The sequence below is a fragment of the Candidatus Chlorohelix sp. genome, from assembly GCF_037138995.1.
GTDB lineage: Bacteria > Chloroflexota > Chloroflexia > Chloroheliales > Chloroheliaceae > Chlorohelix.
Window position 1 is genome coordinate 22,541 of the sequence record NZ_JBAXHI010000035.1, and the last position, 16,398, is coordinate 38,938.

Consider the following 16,398-nt stretch of genomic DNA (forward strand, 5'->3'; position numbering starts at 1 on the left):
GCGTTCACCTCCCTTCCGGTAGGGTCGCGCTTTTGCCGTTGCCGTAGAAGTCCATGAAGATGTTTTCCAAAGATGGTTCATGGCTTACAAAGTCGAGTATCTCGTATTGGGCGAAATGCTTAACTACGCTGCCCAATATTTCCTGAGAAACGATGCAGCGAACGGTATCGCCCTCAGCGGTTTCGCCTATCTCCAGTTGGTCAACGCCTTCCAGCGAGCGCAAGAAATCGGTTTGGGCTTTGCCCTTGAAGCTGATTTCTAGGTAGTGGCATTTCAGGTCTGCCAAATCGCCGATGCTACCCATTTTCACCATTTTGCCTTCGCGGATAAGCGCGACTCGGTCACAGGTGGATTCAACTTCGCTCATGATGTGCGAGGAAAGAAAGACGGTTGCGCCTTCATTACGCAGTTCGCGCAGCAGATTAAACAACTCGTGTTGGTTTAGCGGGTCTAGCCCGTTGCTTGGTTCGTCCAGAATAAGAAGGCGGGGCTTGTGCATAATCGCCTGAATGATGCCGACTTTTTGCTTATTTCCGTGAGAATATTCGCGGAACTTTTTGCTTAAGTCGAGTTGCAACCGCTCTGCTAACCCGGCGATATGTTTCCAATCAACCCCGCCCCGCAGCGAGGAGAGGTATTTCAGGGTTTGCGCTCCGGTCATTCCCGGATATAACATAAACTCGCCCGGCAAATAGCCAGTGAGCCTTTTAATTTTCACGCTATCGCTCATGCAATCCAGCCCGAAAACATTAGCTCTACCGGAAGTAGGATGAATCTCATTCATCAGCAAGCGTATAGTGGTAGTTTTCCCCGCTCCGTTGGGACCGAGGAAGCCGAAAAATTCACCTTCGGCTATATCAAGATTAAGTTCGGTAACTCCCCTGTTCCGGCCATACCTTTTGGTAAGGTTTTCGGTGCGGATTGCCCGCCCGTGCCTGTCTGTTCCTGTCACAGTCTTTGAAGGGGTAAGTGAAGTTGTCATAAATTCACCCCCTTATTTAAATTATGCTATAAATTGCCGCTATTTCTTTAGCGTTTCATTTAAATTTTATGCCGTTATGGTGTACAGGTAAATAGAATAGGGTAAAAATGAAGTAAATAAAAAAGGTCACCGCTGCTCATCGGCGACCTTCTGCGTTAGGAGAAGTTTGAAAGAAGATTTAGGAGATGAAGTTCATACTTATTTGTAAGATTGTTGCTTACAATATTTATGATACCATTTGTGTTTTGTCGCCAATATGCGCCATATCACCCTTGAAGTGTGAGCTACATCACAAAAAAACCCCGATTGCTAATATCGGGACTTAACCGCACTATTTTCTTAAAATTCCTAGAAGGGACAGCCGTGTGGCTTGAGCGGTACAACTACCTGAATGGCGGTTCCGCCCTCGCTGGGCAGTATGTTGGCTTTGCCTCCCAATAATCCGGCGCGTTCTTCAATATCAAACAGCCCCAAATGCCCCTCACAGATTGCTTTGTGTCGCGCTTGTGTCATATTAAAGCCCTTGCCGTTATCGCGTATTTCCAGCTTGATATTGTCATTTGGCAAGCGAGACATGCGGATTTCAACTTTAGTAGCTTGCGCGTGTTTGATGATATTGGTCAGGCTTTCTTGAGTAATGCGGAAAAGACAAGTTTCAAGCTCAGGAGGCAAGCGGTCGGTATCACCGATGCGATGCAGTTCGAGCTTGACCTCGAAATTGGCGCGTTCGGCTGCGCTTCGGCTCAACCAACGCACCGCCGGAACTAGCCCTAAGTCATCCAGCATAGTGGGGCGTAAATCCAACGCCAATTTTCGCAACTCATCGAGTGTAGCGGTTGCCATATCTCGCAAGGTTCCAAGGCGCGTTTCTTGCTGCTCATCGTGTGCCTGATGGCGGGCGGCATCCAAGCCCATAATAATGGCGGTAAGCGATTGGCTGGCTTCATCGTGCAGTTCACGGGCGATTCTTTTGCGCTCGTTTTCTTGTGCTGTAATTACCCGTCCAGTCATAATTTGAAGCTGGTGTTGGTCTTCCTGAATTATTCGCGCATTATCTTCTAGCCGCACCAACATTTGGCGTAAAGCTCCGGTAAACTCGCGCACATCCGGGTCATTAATCCGGGAAAGGGCTACATGGGCGCGAGGGTATCCGGCGTGAATTTTCGTAAGCGCTCTTTGCAATTCGTGGAAGGGGCGGAAAGCTCTTTTCAGCATAAAGTAGCTGATTGACCCGCTAAGAAGGGTAGCGCAACAGATGATAATTACGAAAGTAACGAAATTGAAGCCACCGGCTTCTGCTAGTTGGGCAGTAAGCCATGAGCCAATAATTGCGCTACAACTGATAATTAGCAGATTAGAAATCAGAATGCGCTGTAGTAAAGACAACTGAAACCACAAGCTCTGTTTTTCGCTGATAGCTTGTTTCTTGAATGATGCTACATGGTGCGCAGGCGCCGAAAACTGGCTATGCGTATCTTGCATCAGCGTGATTCCTCCCGGTGAGGCTGGAGTGTGTGAGTGGGTCGAATAAAATGGTTGAAAAATAGATAACTAACAAGCAGGGATAATCCTTCCCTTCTAAGTATCTCTCATGTAAGGATGTTTTGACAGTAGTTTCTACTACGGATTTTTTTCGAGCGTTTTTCTGATAAATCGGCGTTTCCATTAGAAGTATCATTGTAACCGTTCACGTGGTTGCAAATTGCAAGTAGATTTCAAAGATGCCAGCAGCGTTACAATAGGTCCAGAAGGAAAGAAACAACATCTGGTAGAGGTTCTTAATATTTTGGATGAAGGTTCTTCTATACTAATAGATGCGGTGGCGCGTTCCAATTACAACGCCGAGAGTACCCTATTCCCGCTCTCACCTGAACTGCTTAGGCATTGGCAAGAGGTGGGGCTGCTGTTCCTCTCGGTTCTGCCAACTCCTCTTCCTTACACATAATTCGGGATGGCATCTATATTCCCATCGGCACAACAAAGTTCGACACGAATTTCAGAGAGATTTTGTGACTTTGCTTTGTTGAAGCTCATGGTTTTAGGGGCGGAAGCGGCATAGCCAATATGACCATTGTTGTCTGACCTTTGATATTGAATCACTAAATTTTACACAGGTCCTGCTATTTCTCGATTATTAATCGGACACCATAACATAATTGTATGCTAATTCTCCATTTTTTCTGTCCTTGTTTTCATCTTTTGCCAGATAAGCTCTAACATAATCCACAGAAACAGTTGAATTTGAAACGGTAACTCTTAGATGTCCTGATGAGGTCATAATCACTCCATTAACATAACCATATTCGCCAACTTGGTCTTTTCTATTGAAAGCGGGGTTTCCGGGTTGTGGTACCAACTGATAAATAATTCCATCCAATTCTTGCTTTGCAAAAAAGTGGTCATGCCCATGAAAAAAAGCTGTTACCTTGTTCTCAACCATTAACTGGTGTATTGGCTTGCCCCATCCGGCACGGTTTTTATCAAACCCGTAGCTTCCATCGCCATTTAAGCCGCCCCATTCAAAGTATTTTGCGGGTTCTATACCACCTCTGGCATCCTTATCAGAACCCCCTACCAGATTATGGCTAAAGACAAATTTATAATTAGCTTGACTTTTTTCAAGAACAGCTTTAAACCAGTCATACTGCTCCTTGCCTAAAGTGTAATTCCAGTTTGCCTCAAATGAACTGGGTTTTTTGGTGGAGTACCAAAACGGGTCAAGCGTCACAAACAAAGCATTGCCCCATTCCCATGAATAGTAACCGCCCCGCTTGCCAACAAAATTCTCCTCTTTTCCGTTTCCTGAGTAAAAACTGTCAGGCTTTGGATTCAAGTAATATGTATTGCGAGCGTTAGAAGCCCATACCGCAAGATTATTTGCTTTACCGTTCAGCAGCCATCCGTTTTCACCTTCGTGATTTCCATTAACCAGAAAAAGGGGGATGGAATGACCGATGAGGTCGAAAAATTGCCTTTCTTCCACATACCGGTTAATAACCTCTCCTTCAGTTTTTGCGAACTTTTCCGTCATAAATGTATCGCCAAGGTCAATGTGAAAATCTGGTTTATCTGCCAGTATGTTGGCAAGCGTTCTCCGGTAAAGCTCCTCGTTGGTATTCTCATCCCGGTGAGGGTCGGCTTGAATGGTGAAAGTAAAAGAATCGCCGGGCTTTCGCTGTGTGTGAAAGCTGTAGGCATTCCCGGCGAGAAATTCGGTATCCCCTTGCGCCCTGTAAAGCAACCTATAATAATATTGGGTATTGGCTTGAAGATTATCAATTACAATTTCAAAAGTTTTATCTTTCTCAATAACTACCGAGTTCGATTTTGAGGAATAATTTCCGCTATCGGTTCCAAATTCTAGGTAAGCTTCAAGCTCTTTTGCTGCGATTAATTTTACCGTTACAGAGTGGTCTGTAATAAGCCCAAGCAATTCTTTCCCCAGAAAATAACTTGCTGCAACGTCTATTAAGGGAGTTGGTGAAGCTGTTTTTTGCACTGTAGGTTGAGCAGTAGGCTGAGGCGTTGGGGTAGGTTTTTTCTGAGACTGAGGCTTTAAGTTGGTTTGAATATTTTGGGTTTGTGCCTGAAGAACTGCGGTGGGCGTATCGCCGCAGGCTAAAAGCGCAATAGCGGGAGAAGCTAATATCGCCATTCTGACGAATTTGCGGCGAGTTACCATCCTTTTGGTTTGATTATCTGACATAAATATTACCTTACTTTCTATTTAGCCGTTACTGTATAGGAGTAAATGACCGTCCCGTTAGCCTTTTCTTTTGTCTCATTTTTCGGTAAAACCGAGCTAATATACTCAACCTTAACTTGCTGTGCCGATACAGAAACCCGCACATGCCCTGTGTTGGGGTATTTCACCTCTGATTTATAGGCATCTGCGTTATATAAAGCATAGTTGGGGTCAGCGGGCTCAGGCAGTGATTGGTATATTACGCCATCCAATTCCTGTTTTACGAACACATGGTCATGCCCTTGAAAGAAGATAGTAACCCCGTTTTTCGCCATCAATTGGTGAATGGGCAATTCCCAGCCGGGACGCTTTTTATCAAATTCCCAAACGCCTTTTTTATTTTTTCCGCCCCATTCATACTGATTCGCCATATCTGTGCCGCCTCGCCCAGTGCCAAGCACATGATGGGTAAAGACAAATTTATATTTGGCTTTGCTTTCTTCGAGAGTTTTCTTTAGCCATTGATATTGGACATCTCCTAAAGTTATGTCCCATAGGTCTATATTTTTATCGCCCCCGCCTCCAAGCATGCTATCTACCGGAACAGAGGAATGCCAGTAGGGGTCAATCGTAGCAAACAGCGCATCCCCCCATGTCCATGCGTAATAATCTCTCAGCTGTCCAATGAATTCCACCGCTTGTGTATCGCCGCTGTAAAAATTGTCAGGCGTAGGCTGCGAAAAATATTTGTTACGGGCGTTTTGCGCCCAAATAGCCACATTGTTTGGAGTGCCATCCAAAAGATATTTTGCGGCTTGTTCATGATTACCGTTTACTAGAAATACAGGCGAACTTTTTCCTATTTGCGCGAGAAATTGCCTTTGATAGCTGTATAGTTGCTCTACACCCTCTTTAGTAGGAGGATTTAATTTATCTACACTGAAATCATCCCCGATTGTAAGATAAAAATCGGTGCCTTCCGCCTGAACATTTTTCATTGTCTGCATATACAATTCCGAATCAAATTGTTGGGGACGTTCGGGGTGCGAATCGCCTTGAATAGAGAAGGTAAAAGCGCTGCCGGGAGTTCGCTGCGTAACAAATGAGTTTTCCAAAGCCTCTGAAAAAGAGCTTGCCCCGGGTTCACGGTATTTTACGCGGTAATAGTAGCGTGTGTTGGGTTGCAGGTTTTCAAGTAACGTTTCAACCGGCGTTGACGCTTCGCCGGTTATCGCTTTAGTCTGTACGGTGTATTTTGCCGATTCTGTGCCATATTCAACATATAATTCCAATTTTTTGACCGGTACAATATTGACCGTAATTGAATTTTTTGTGGGTCGCCCCAATATTTCCGGCATAGCAAAAGCCGGATTAACCGATACAATACCTGTTGTGGGCGTTTGTGATTTTTTTGAACCTGATGTTTGTTCAGAAGGTAGGGAGGAAGGCTGTGTCTGAGATTGCGGGCTTGCGGTGGCTTGCGCCTGTTGTGTTTGAACTTGAGGCGTAGGGGTGGGTTTTTTCTGAGTCTGAGGTATTGCGGTAGTTTGTATAGATTGTGTCTGAAGTTGCGATAATGAAGTGGGCTGTTCCCCGCACGCTACTAAGGCTAGAGCGGGAGAAGCTAATAACGCCATCCTGACGAATTTGCGGCGAGTTACCCATGTGCTGGATTGTTTATCTGACATCTAAACTACCTTACTTTCTATCTATATCTTATCGAGAATAACTGACATTTAATGTAGCGCTGGCAAGGGTGTTGTTCTTTATGGCTTCTAGCAAGGTATCCCTGTTGACCTGTGCGGGTGGCACTGTCAGCTTGGGAGAATCAGAGAGGGCATAAATTGTATAGGTATAAACTTTCATCCCGGGACCTTTAGAGCAGGGAGGCGAGTATTCAGTTTTTTTATTGACACTGTTATTTCCAAGCGTTCCAATACCTCTGACGTTACGTTCTAAGCTGTTAACATTAGCCGGAATATTATAGAGTGTCCAGTACCAATGACTATCGCCTGTCTCAGGAGTATGGTGCATAATCACTGCAAACTCTTGAGTTCCATTTGGTACTCCGCTCCAAGAAAGCGGCAACGTGGCGCTTGTCCCATCGCAGGTATAATCTTTCGATAATATACCCCCCTCTACAACTTCGCTACTTTGCAGAACAAAAGATGAGGATAATTGAGGAGTCACCTTAATAGAATTGGTAAGTATGCTGGTTGGTTTTACAGTGGGGCTAATGTCGGTTCCACATGCATTCAATATCGCTATTAGCATACAGATTGCAAGAATTTTGCTCATCATTCGCATTTGCGGTAGTCTCCCTAGTGTCTTACATCCAAAGCTGAATGGATAGAGTCGATGATTGTTCCACACGATTTTTCTCTCTTTTCTAATTGCTTTTAGACTGAGAAAGTACCATGCCAGTTCAATCATCGACTCTTCCGTTAGTTTACTTTCCCCAAGTTGGGTTCAATTCTTGGGGGAAAGAGTCTGTTTATGGTTTGGGTTTAGGCGTAGTATCCTTATTTCCTCCCTGTGGCGGCTTATTAGGGTCTTGAGTGTTTTTAGGCTCAGTAGTATTTTTGTTACCTCCCTGTGGCGGCTTATTGGGGTCTTCTGCATTTTTAGGCTCATTTGTACTCCCAAAACTTGCAGGCGCAGTCAGCTGTCCTGCATTTGTAGGCGCACTACCCGTACCAAACATAAAGTCTGTGTTTGGTAGTTGCGGCATCGCCGTTGAAGTTGAAAACATATACGCGCCTTGTGGTACGACATCAAGATTCCGTAGTTTTACCAGCGCGGCTCGCTGTGTTTCGGTAAGGGTCTTATTGACTTGTGAGAAACGTGAGGCGTAAAGGGCGGACATTTGCCCATCCAATTCTCCATAACGTTTGATGAGTGAATAAACCATTTCCTTATCTATAGTACCTCCGGTCATAGCCTTACGCAGTTCAGTCGAAACGGTGGTGCGTATCTGGGCAATTTCCTGAAGTGCGCTGCGCTGTTCTTCAATAATTCCGGTAATCAAAGCGCGTTGCTCAGTATTTAATATATTCAAGAACTCTTGTCCGCTATCACCCGTAATAGCAGTGCTGATAAAATAATCTGGGTTGTTCATTGCCGGGTAATCTTTCATGTAGAACCCGCCAAAGTAGGTACCGTGACGCTCAGGGCAGAAATATACGTCTGCATCAATACTGCCCTTGTACCAAGAAAACAACTCGCTGGCATAGGTCATTACCGCAACAAATTCTGTATTAGTCATGCTCTTTTTGAGTTGCTCATCCTCAGCCACTTCAGACCAAGTTGCCGAGTTATTAAACTCCATTTTTGCCAAATATGCCTTTTGCTCATCAGTAAACGAACTGATTATAGACCCCACCACGATTGCGCGATTGTAGCTCAGGTCGGCATCTGTTTGGTAAAGACTTGACGTATAACTAGCCACCGCCTGTATATTCAGACCGCTTGAGCCTGTCGGGACATTACCCTCTAGGTTTCTACGAAAAGCCTCCATAATTGGGAAGCGGTTATAGGCAAAGTTGGTATAAAGGGGCGCTTGCTCTTTCGCCAGCGCCACAAGCTTTGCTTTCTGCTGGTCATTCAGTATAAAGAGGACGTTATTTGCTGCCTTGCTAAGAAAAGTAGTATTGTGACCATAGCCTGCTGTATCAACATCCCTCATATACTGAAACCCAAAAAAGTCGGCTACTTTTCCGGGAGGCATAAAGGTATCTGCGCCACTGCTTCCGGTGATAAAGGCAAGCCCGCTGAAAGCAATGGTAGAGAGTTGGGCATTATCGCTCATTGCCTGCTCCAACGTATATTGGTTAGCAGTGTCACCAGCTTTGGGAGATTCCGAAGGTTGCGGCTGCGGCGTTGCTTTTGGAGTTTGCTGGTTTTTTGGAACATCCGAAGCTCGCGTTTTGGTTGGCTGCGCTTGGATTGCTAACTGGGAACTTTGCACAGCCTCTGTAGTAGTTACAGAACTGGCTGAGAGAGCCGTTTTGTCTGAGGATGCACATGCGGTTATTAACAGCAAACTCAGCATAAGCGTGATGCTTAAAAGTGGAATAAAACGCTTTTTCAAAGGACACCTTCCTTTCAAAAAAAATATACCTGTAATTGCAGTGATAACTGCCGACAGGTATATCCTAAAATATTATTGTGAAATCTCGGTGAAGTCTAAGGTATCTCGATAAAGAACAATACACCCTCACTTATATTCTCTACTCCTGCAACACCGCCATGAAGCTCAGCTATCATTCGCACTATCGAAAGACCCAGCCCATGCCCGCCATATTGCCGTGACCGCGCTTTATCCACTTTGTAAAAAACGTCCCAGATATGGGGTAGGTCGTCTTTGGGTATAGGCTTGCCGCTATTAAATACTGAAATTCTTATTCCACTTTCTTTCTTTTCCGCCGTTACTTTGATGATTCTCATCCCTTCTATATGATTTATGGCATTTGTAATATAATTATTTATAGCTCTTTCGAGAAGTTCATAATCAGCAGCCACAATTAAATTCTTTGGGATATTCAAATCGAGAGTTATACCTTTTTCAAGAAATGTAGGTTCAAATCTTTCTAATACCTTTTCAATCAATTCTGCCGCATCAAATCGGGAAAGGTTCATTTGGAACATTCCGGATTCGAGCAACGAAAGATTTAGAAGCTCTCTTACCATGTTATCCATACGATTGCATTCATCTGCTATGACGGTGCAATATTTATCAGTCTTTTCTTTATCGCCTGCCACCCCGAATTTTAGCCCTTCCGCATAACCTTTAATTACACCGATGGGCGTTTTTAGTTCATGCGATATATTTCTGACAAGCTGTTTTTTGCGCTCAACATCTAGTTTAAGGCTCTCCATGCTGCCACTTAATTTTTCAGAAATATTGTTGATACTTCTTCCCAAATTTCCAATCTCATCCTGCGAATCGCTCAAAACCCGTTTACTAAAATCAAGATTTGAAATGCTTACTGCGACATTGCTCATTTCTATAACAGGTTTGGTGATTTTCTTTGAAAAAACAAATATAAATAATCCGCCCAAAATGACCGAGATAAAACCTGAAATAAAATAAAACTGATTCGCAATCGCTACACTTTCACCGATACCTTTCATCGGCTTTCTAAGAATAATAAGTTCTCCACCAGCTATGCGTGAAACAAAAACTAATTTGGGGGCTTGATCGTTGGGTTTTTCAACTACTGTATAGATATAATTTTCTGATAACTGTTTTTGGTTATTGAGGATAAGTTGTTCAATCTCATTTGGTAAGCGAGTATCATTGGTGTCAGGATTGGGGGGGAAAGAATTATATAAAGCATTCAAGTCTTTATCGGTAATGGTGCAGCTTATACTCTCAACCCGATCAATCAAGCTTATCAAGTTAGGCACGTTTCTTTTATTACTAATATATTCCTTGCGGATTTCAGCACCTGTTGAGATGAAAATATCCTTGTTTTTGAAAATGTAATATGGCTCTAAAAACAGGGCATTTAAAAGTATCCCGCAGATTATCAGGAAAAGCATGAATAGGGCAAATATTAAAGCCAACTTTGCGCGAATTGTTCTCATGGCTCGTTCATCTCAAACATATAGCCACTACCCCGAACGGTTTTAATATATTCGCCACAACTAGAAAGCTTGGCGCGAAGTGTTTTTACGTGTGTATCAATAGTCCTAACATCACCCTCAAAATCATAACCCCATATACTACTTAAAATCTGTTCTCTGGATAGTACCCGATTTCTGTTTTTCAGGAGATAAATCAGAAGATTGTATTCTTTGCGGTTTAATTCTATTTCCAAATCACCTACCGTCACCCTTTGGGCAGCCTGATTAATTTTTAATTCTCCCACAGTTATCTCGTCAAATCTTTCTTTTTTTATCTTTCTTAAAAGGGTATTAAGCCTAGCGACAAAAACTTCATAACTAAAGGGCTTGGAAATATAGTCGTCTGCTCCTTTTCTAAGCCCTTGCACCTCATGCACCTCATCGCCTAGTGCCGTCAGCATAATAATCGGAACATCCGAATGTTCTCTTATTTCCTTGAGTACCTCCCAGCCATTATATTGGGGCATCATCACATCTAATAATAAGAGGTCGAAATCGTTAGAGCTAAAATAAAGGTCAAGGGCTTGTTGTCCATCCCCCGCCTCAATCGGATTGTAGCCCTGTTTTCTTACAATATCGCATACAAGCTCTCTAAAAACCGGGTCATCATCCGCAACAAGGATTTTTATATTCATTTGCTATTTATCCATTCTACAAAGTCCTTTTAGGCAATCATTTATACTATACAACCTATGTGAAATCTATATGAAATAATTCTATGTAACTTGTGTTTGTACCCAATACCAAAAATAGTAGTAGCTACTTACCTCATTGGAGGTTAGGTTCAAATTCGTATGGAAAAGCTTTGAAAATGCCGAAAAGTTAAACCTAGCGGAGTAGTAACAAATAAAAAGCAGTAGTGGGAAAAATACTTCCACTACCGCCCTTTGAAAAACAAGCAGATTGTTAGGGTTTGGTCTTATCTCCTCCGGCTTTTGGAGTAGTAGCTATCGGAGGGGCGGCTACTCCTATCTTTTGCGCTATCCATGCTTTAAGGGTAGTAGTAGAGAAGTTCTCGCCCTTCCCTTCTAGGTCTTTTATTGCAGTGGTAGCCGGAATGTCCGCCGGTAGCTTGAAAGCTGCATATATCTCTGATAGCGGCACATTATAAGCGGTTGCAATATCTCCAAGTAACATCCAACCCTTTATCTCTGCCGGGTCTTTGCCAGTAATTTCTACTGGCTTTCCGCTAGTATCTACCTTACCGCTGGTACTCCATAGTCCCAGCGCTTGCGCTCCCAGAATTACTCCCATAAAGATAACTACTGTCATAACCCCATACACATAATGGTTTACTTTGGGTGCCAGTCGCCTTTTTGTAGTCGTTCCCATAATTCCACCTCTTCTATAGTTCTTTCCTAGCGGTATCACCCGCCATTACCGGTTCATTTTCTTCTTTTTTGAAAGTCGGTAGCATCGGCAGACGTACCGCCAGCGCACCTGTTGGGCAACCTGCCACACAACTCATGCAGTTCACACATTCGCTGCTGCTGATACTCTTCATTTTCTTTACTTCGAGTTTGGAAGGACAGGCTTTGTTGCATAAGGTACAGCCGGATAGGCAGGTACTCTCATCGCGTCTAATTTTCAGCAAACTGGCTTTTCCTAATAATCCGATTGTTGCACCTAGCGGGCAGGCATATGTACACCAAGGGCGTTCTACGAAAAGCGATAACACTAGAGTGGTGAAAAGGATAATAGTTCCACCAAGGGCGGCTTCCTTGCCAAGATTTAACAGGGCTGACCAAGGGTCATAATCGCGAAAGACCATATACCCAACTTGAGCGGTTTCCCACAGCAACCAAGCCAACACTACATATTTGACACCGTGAAGGGCTTTATCCAACCAGCGTGGCATAGTGAATGGTAGCTTTAGATCTTTCTTGAAGAAAAGACGGCGGAAATTGTGTAACCAATCCTGAATTGCACCTAGCGGGCAAATCCAGCCGCAAAAAGCTGATTTAGAGACCAGCGTCAATCCCAACACTGCCACCAACAGCACTACATTGGAAAGATGGGTGTGCGCTACATAGTTTCCGCCGGTTGAAATGAAGTTGTAGGCGGTTTCGAGACCACCAAAGGGGCAATATGCTTCCGGGTTGGCGATAGCGCCGTTATCGCCGTTGATGAGATTGCCTACTACGTGGTAAGCAATTAATGTGGTGAAGCCTACCTGTGATGCTCTGCGAAGAAGATGAATTCGTTTGGTATCTTTTACCAGTTCGGGTTTACGGCGAATTGGGAAGGGATGTTTTTTGTCTGTCCCTGTGCTTGAAATAGTCATAATCTGCTTGCCTTTTCTTAAGGATTTGGAATGTTTTCTGACTTCAGTATGGGGCAGAAAAATCAAGGAAAGATGGGAGAAAAATCAAGATTTGGTCAAGTTTGTCGCGTAGTAATATAATTAATACTTACGGATAGGCAAGCAAGTAGATTCAAACAATATGAGGGCAACGACAATCTGTGGTAGATGCTTATCCAATTTTTGGATTAGCAGTTAAAAACCTTTACCAAAAGGAGTATGGCGTAAGCTAGTAATTTATCCCTTTTAACCTGTTTGCAAACATCCTTTTACCTTTGCGGTCACCGCTTTGAAAAATCCCAGAGCATGAGCGAATTCCCCCCTCAAAGATTGCCCGGAATGTGATATTGCCACACTGCGAAAGGGTTTTTCACCTACCGGTCTGGTTTTCACTCGTAGCACAAAAGTAAGAGCTATCGGGCTACCGGCAGGGTGAAACTGAAGGTAGCTCCCTTGCCGGAACCGGCAGACTCCGCCTGAATTGTACCGCCCATTTCTTCCACCAATGCTTTTGCAATGGTCAGACCGATACCTGAGCCGCCCAACGCTCGACTACGGGATTTATCCACCCGATAGAAACGCTCGAACAGGTGCGGTAGGTTTTCGGGAGCGATGCCTACCCCGCTATCCGTTACTCGATATTCTATTTCATTTCCCTTGTGAGATAGCGTAAGTTGTACCTTGCCGGGGGCAGGGGTATAGCGCAGGGCGTTGGTCAATAGATTGGTCAACACTTGCACCGTCCGGTCATGGTCAGCTTTGATTTGAGACAAATTTTGAGGCAGTTCGGTAGAAAACTCCAACCCTTTCTCGGCATATTGGTGTGCTAGACGCTCCATTGCTATCTGTGCAATCTCAAGCGGGTTTACCACAGCTAGATTGAGCGGTACTTGCCGCGCTTCCGCCCGTGATAGTTCCTGCAAATCATCCACCAATCGGCGCAATCGCCCGGCTTCATCATGGAGTTTCGCCCAAGTGCGCTCGTTCGATTCAATTACTCCGTCCAGCAAGCCCTCTAGGTATCCTTCCAGAGTGGCAACCGGAGTTCTAAGCTCATGAGCCACATCTCCGATCAATTCCATGCGCCGATGCTCGGTTTCCTCTAACGTGCCAGCCATCTGGTTAAAGTTATAAGCTAATTCTCCTAGTTCGTCTTTGCTTTTAGTTACCACCCGTTCGCTGTACTTTCCGGCAGCAATGCGGCGACTGGCTTCCGACATGCGGCGCACCGGTCCCGTTATCCTACCTGTAACCACCAAACTGGTAATAACTGCCACCACCATTGCCACTATTCCGGCTACCAGTAGCGCATCATTAATAGCGCCCTGAAAGGCATCCGCTACCGCCGGGTCGAGCGCACCCAACCCGCGCTGATTAGCGCCTCGTCCCTGTCCCGGTATAATTGTTCCACCCCGATACTGGCGCATTCTCCCGGTAAACGAGTCAATTGCCACCTGATTTACTGCCACCAGCAACGTCAGGGTGCCAAGCCCTATTACTATCAGGTAGGAGAGGAACAATTTGATGGATAGTCTTCCAATTACAGGGCGTTTGAATGTCGCGGCTTTCATTTTATGTCCCTAACTTCAAAACGATAACCAACCCCTCGCACCGTTTCAATATACTGTGCGTTACCGAGTGCGGTTTCCAGCTTTTTGCGTAGGTTGGCAATATGCACATCCACCACGTGGTCATCATAGTATTCATCGCCCCACACTCGCTCCAACAACTGGGCGCGGGTAAAGACTCGACCGGGATGTGCGCTGAGAGTTAGTAACAGGGTAAATTCGCGAGCAGTAAGCGGAATTATCTCGCCCTGACGTGTAACCTCATGCCTCACTTCATCAATGACCAACTCTCCAAACTTTCGGGAGGGCAAAACTGCAGGTTGTGACGTGCCACTGCGGGGTCGCCTTAACATCGCTTTCACTCTGGCTACCAGTTCGCGTGGACTGAAAGGTTTGGTTAGGTAGTCGTCTGCCCCTACCGATAGCCCCACTATTTTATCTATTTCTTCAGTTTTGGCAGTAAGCATTATGACATAGGCATCTGAGAATTGGCGAAGTTGGCGGCAAACCTCAATCCCATCTAAGCCCGGCAGCATCAAATCTAATACCATCAAATCAGGGGGAGTGGCACGCGCCAGTTCTAGAGCCGTTATTCCGTCAAAGGCAGTCAAGACCTCATAGCCTTCCCGCAGCAGGTAACTTTGTACCAGTTCCACCAGATTTGTCTCATCGTCCACCACCAGCACTTTGGTCATTGTCTTTTTCTCTCAGGTTTGGTAATTGTAATCTAACTACGGCTACTTTTATTATAGCTGATGTAAAACAAGAAAAGGCTGGCAACCCGTGGCTACCAGACCTCTACTTACTATATTAATCCGTTCTATTTGTTGTAAAGTTCCAATTCTGCAAGGTGCATGTTGAGCGAGGCGCTTTGCATTTGGGTAAAGACCCTAGTTAACTCCGGTTCGGTGACTTGTTTCAGCAAATTGTCGTACAGAGCGGCATCGTCCTTTTCAAGCTGGATGGCAGCGCTGAAGGCTTCACTCAAGGTAGCAGGCGCTGTTACCTTACCAACCCAACTATCCGCCGGAACTGCTAACCCATGGTTGGTGAACTGGCGAGCCAATGCCGTTACATGCTGGTTTTCCGAATTAACAATATTGGAAAAAGGCAACACCTGACCGAATTTGGCTACGATGGCTTGATAAGTGGCATGAGCAAGGTATTCTTCCTGAATTGCCTCACCAAGCGCGTTTACGCTTTGCTCGCTAAGTACGGTAGCATAAGCCCCCGTACCCTGACCCATTCCGTTCCGAGCGCCACTCGCACCGCGCATCTGTCCCATTCCCTGATTCATTCCCATGCCCGTACCGGGTTGCATCCCATAACCGCCACCGTTTTGCGCTCCCGGAGTGACAGTACCAATAGCATTACCTTTGTTGCCCGGTCCGTAAGCTTGCGCCTCGCTAGAAACCACTGTGGCAAATAGCCCTAGTAATAAGGCAACCATCAATCCCAATCCCATATACCATTTCGCTTTCATTATTAGTCCTCTTTCTGACTTAACTTGTATTTTTCAGTTCTTTCGGGTTCATCCCCGTCCTTACAACTGTATTATGGCTGGGAAAAGTCAAGTAAGAGGTGGTTATTAAATCAAGAATTGGTCAAGAAAAGGACAACTCTTCAAACTTACTTCATAGTTCCCATAATTATTCCTCATAGCTAAGAAGGTGTTTTAAATCTCGGATTTAACTAACCTTGTTTACTTCCCATTTTAAAACACCTTCTCAGATGTTTGGCAAAATTAAAATTCACCTCTTCCAAGATAGGCACATCCCGCCCTGAAAATATCTTGACTAATCTGTTACAAAGACGTATAATGCTTGGGCATTAAAAACTATAACGGGGCGTAGCGCAGCCCGGTAGCGCACCTGAATGGGGTTCAGGTGGTCGGAGGTTCAAATCCTCTCGCCCCGACTTTAGTCTATTGCAAAGCCCCCAATGCTGCCTTACACTATCCTGAAAAGAGGTAGTGTAATATGGTCAAGCAAGTAACATCCAGTTCAAAATCTCCTAATCAGATTGTCGCAGATAGCCCTGAACCACAGTGGCTTATTAGGTTAATCCGCCAATGGCTACAAAGCAGCATGGCAGATGGACTAAGCGATGCCACCCTGGAAGACTACCGGGACAAAGTGTTCAAATTCCAATCAACCGAAAAACTGTTCAACGTGTTATAATCTGCTAGGTAACAATATATTCACCTCGCGCTCACCCTTGTTAGTAGTTAAAA

General features: G+C 44.8%; 15 protein-coding genes and 1 tRNA gene. 3 read left to right on the top strand and 13 right to left on the bottom strand.

The genetic code is table 11. The features are described 5' to 3' along the window. Window positions 1-4: 4 nt before the first annotated feature. Together WCK19_RS14265 and WCK19_RS14270 are read right to left on the bottom strand one after the other, a co-directional pair. Window positions 5-982, bottom strand: coding sequence for an ABC transporter ATP-binding protein (locus WCK19_RS14265; RefSeq protein ID WP_342398062.1), 978 nt, complete (start codon window positions 980-982; stop codon window positions 5-7). Between the two features lie 348 nt (window positions 983-1,330). Further along, window positions 1,331-2,464 carry a sensor histidine kinase gene (locus WCK19_RS14270; RefSeq protein WP_342398063.1) on the bottom strand — a complete coding sequence of 378 codons (1,134 nt, stop codon included), beginning with the start codon at window positions 2,462-2,464 and terminating at the stop codon, window positions 1,331-1,333. A 220-nt stretch (window positions 2,465-2,684) separates the two neighbouring features. Between WCK19_RS14270 and WCK19_RS14275 the strand changes: the two genes are divergently transcribed. Next, a complete protein-coding gene (locus WCK19_RS14275) occupies window positions 2,685-2,927 on the top strand; it encodes a hypothetical protein (protein WP_342398064.1) in 243 nt (80 codons plus the stop codon). Between the two features lie 189 nt (window positions 2,928-3,116). On the opposite strand, the gene WCK19_RS14280 is transcribed toward WCK19_RS14275, so the two are convergent. The 11 genes from WCK19_RS14280 to WCK19_RS14330 all read right to left on the bottom strand — a co-directional run bounded on the left by WCK19_RS14280 (window position 3,117) and on the right by WCK19_RS14330 (window position 15,648). After that, window positions 3,117-4,688, bottom strand: a complete 1,572-nt coding sequence (locus tag WCK19_RS14280; protein WP_342398065.1) for a metallophosphoesterase — start codon at window positions 4,686-4,688, stop codon at window positions 3,117-3,119. A gap of 17 nt (window positions 4,689-4,705) precedes the next feature. Continuing rightward, window positions 4,706-6,355, bottom strand: a complete 1,650-nt coding sequence (locus WCK19_RS14285; RefSeq protein ID WP_342398066.1) for a metallophosphoesterase family protein — start codon at window positions 6,353-6,355, stop codon at window positions 4,706-4,708. A gap of 28 nt (window positions 6,356-6,383) precedes the next feature. Then, window positions 6,384-6,974: a YbhB/YbcL family Raf kinase inhibitor-like protein gene (locus WCK19_RS14290; RefSeq protein ID WP_342398067.1), complete on the bottom strand. Its 591-nt coding sequence runs from the start codon at window positions 6,972-6,974 to the stop codon at window positions 6,384-6,386. A gap of 187 nt (window positions 6,975-7,161) precedes the next feature. Beyond that, a complete protein-coding gene (locus WCK19_RS14295; RefSeq protein WP_342398068.1) occupies window positions 7,162-8,757 on the bottom strand; it encodes a hypothetical protein in 1,596 nt (531 codons plus the stop codon). A 95-nt stretch (window positions 8,758-8,852) separates the two neighbouring features. Next, window positions 8,853-10,235, bottom strand: a complete 1,383-nt coding sequence (locus WCK19_RS14300) for a HAMP domain-containing sensor histidine kinase (protein WP_342398069.1) — start codon at window positions 10,233-10,235, stop codon at window positions 8,853-8,855. Between the two features lie 17 nt (window positions 10,236-10,252). Next, window positions 10,253-10,930 carry a response regulator transcription factor gene (locus WCK19_RS14305; RefSeq protein WP_342398070.1) on the bottom strand — a complete coding sequence of 226 codons (678 nt, stop codon included), beginning with the start codon at window positions 10,928-10,930 and terminating at the stop codon, window positions 10,253-10,255. A 271-nt stretch (window positions 10,931-11,201) separates the two neighbouring features. Further along, entirely contained in the window at window positions 11,202-11,627 is a 426-nt protein-coding gene (locus tag WCK19_RS14310; protein WP_342398071.1) for a hypothetical protein, read from the bottom strand. 13 nt (window positions 11,628-11,640) lie between these two features. Beyond that, on the bottom strand, window positions 11,641-12,579 hold the full coding sequence (locus tag WCK19_RS14315; protein ID WP_342398072.1) for a 4Fe-4S binding protein: 939 nt from the start codon (window positions 12,577-12,579) through the stop codon (window positions 11,641-11,643). 431 nt (window positions 12,580-13,010) lie between these two features. Further along, window positions 13,011-14,168 (bottom strand): ATP-binding protein, encoded by a 1,158-nt coding sequence (locus WCK19_RS14320; RefSeq protein WP_342398073.1) that lies wholly within the window; start codon window positions 14,166-14,168, stop codon window positions 13,011-13,013. Then, on the bottom strand, window positions 14,165-14,860 hold the full coding sequence (locus tag WCK19_RS14325) for a response regulator transcription factor (RefSeq protein ID WP_342398074.1): 696 nt from the start codon (window positions 14,858-14,860) through the stop codon (window positions 14,165-14,167). Before WCK19_RS14325 ends, WCK19_RS14320 begins: the two co-directional genes overlap by 4 nt. A 125-nt stretch (window positions 14,861-14,985) precedes the next feature. Then, entirely contained in the window at window positions 14,986-15,648 is a 663-nt protein-coding gene (locus WCK19_RS14330) for a hypothetical protein (protein ID WP_342398075.1), read from the bottom strand. Window positions 15,649-16,008: 360 nt separating this feature from the next. Here WCK19_RS14330 and WCK19_RS14335 point away from each other — a divergent pair. Together WCK19_RS14335 and WCK19_RS14340 are read left to right on the top strand one after the other, a co-directional pair. After that, window positions 16,009-16,082, top strand: a tRNA-Pro gene (locus tag WCK19_RS14335). A gap of 62 nt (window positions 16,083-16,144) precedes the next feature. After that, window positions 16,145-16,345 carry a hypothetical protein gene (locus tag WCK19_RS14340; RefSeq protein ID WP_342398076.1) on the top strand — a complete coding sequence of 67 codons (201 nt, stop codon included), beginning with the start codon at window positions 16,145-16,147 and terminating at the stop codon, window positions 16,343-16,345. Window positions 16,346-16,398: the final 53 nt, after the last annotated feature.